Here is a 1248-nt window from a genome sequence, read left to right as displayed (position 1 = left end):
TCGATGCGATTGCGAATGGGCGGCACCCAGACATTGGTGAGGCCCGGGACCTTCACGGCCCGGTCCAGTTCCTCGACCAGCTTCTCCGGGGTCATGCCCGGCCGCCACTGCGACCTCGGCTTGAACTGTATGGTGGTCTCGAACATCTCCAGCGGGGCGGGATCGGTGGCGCTTTCGGCGCGACCAGCCTTGCCGAACACGGTCTTCACCTCCGGCACGGTCTTGATCATCCTGTCGGTCTGCTGAAGCAGTTGCGAGGCCTTGGCCGCCGATAGGCCCGGCAGGGCCGAGGGCATGTAGAGCAGGTCGCCCTCGTCGATCTGCGGCATGAACTCGCCGCCCAGCTGGCTGAGCGGCCAGGCGGTGGTGGCGAAGGCCAGGGCGGCGATAACCAGGGTGGTCCGAGGCTTGCGCATCACCCAGTCGAGCGCGGGCCCGTAGGCGGCCGTCAGTCCGCGATTGAGCAAATTGGCGTCCTCGGCCGGAATACGCCCCCGGATCAGCCAGCCCATCAGCACCGGGACCAGGGTCACCGAGAGGATCGCCGCGCCGGCCATGGCGTAGGTCTTGGTGAAGGCCAGCGGCGAGAACAGCCGCCCCTCCTGACCCTGCAGGGAGAAGACCGGCACAAAGCTCAGCGTGATGATGATCAGGCTGAAGAACAGCGCCGGCCCCACCTCGACGGCGGCGTCGGTGATCACCTTCCAGCGAGCCTCGCCCATCAGGGTCTCGCCGGGATGATCGTGCTCCCAGCGCTCAATCTTCTTATGGGCGTTCTCGATCATCACCACGGCGGCGTCGACCATGGCCCCGATGGCGATGGCGATGCCGCCTAGCGACATGATGTTGGCGTTGACCCCCTGCATGCGCATGACCAGCAACGCGAACAGCACGCCGAGCGGCAGGGTCAGGATCGCGACCAGGGCCGAACGCGCGTGCCAGAGGAACAGCGCGCAGACCAGGGCGACGACGATGAACTCCTCGATCAGCTTGCCGCGCAGGTTGCCGATGGCGCGGTCGATGAGCTGGGAGCGGTCATAGGTGGGGACGACCTCCACGCCAGGCGGCAGGCCCGCTTTCAGTTCGGCGAGTTTGCCCTTCACCGCGGCGATCGTCTCACGGGCGTTCTTGCCCGAGCGCAGGATCACCACCCCGCCGGCCACCTCGCCCTGGCCGTTGAGCTCGGCGACGCCGCGGCGCATCTCCGGGCCGATCTGGACGGTCGCCACATCGCCCAGCCGAACCGGC

1 protein-coding gene is annotated in these 1248 nt (G+C 67.5%); it reads right to left on the bottom strand.

Annotated features, from left to right (window positions below):
- The coding region (locus Q7T84_RS09545) for an efflux RND transporter permease subunit (RefSeq protein ID WP_304808150.1) at nucleotides 1-1248 on the bottom strand (1248 nt) is incomplete at both ends.

The sequence above is a fragment of the Phenylobacterium sp. genome (assembly GCF_030654915.1).
Taxonomy (GTDB): Bacteria; Pseudomonadota; Alphaproteobacteria; order Caulobacterales; family Caulobacteraceae; genus Phenylobacterium.
This window is presented reverse-complemented; position numbering and strand designations above follow the sequence as displayed.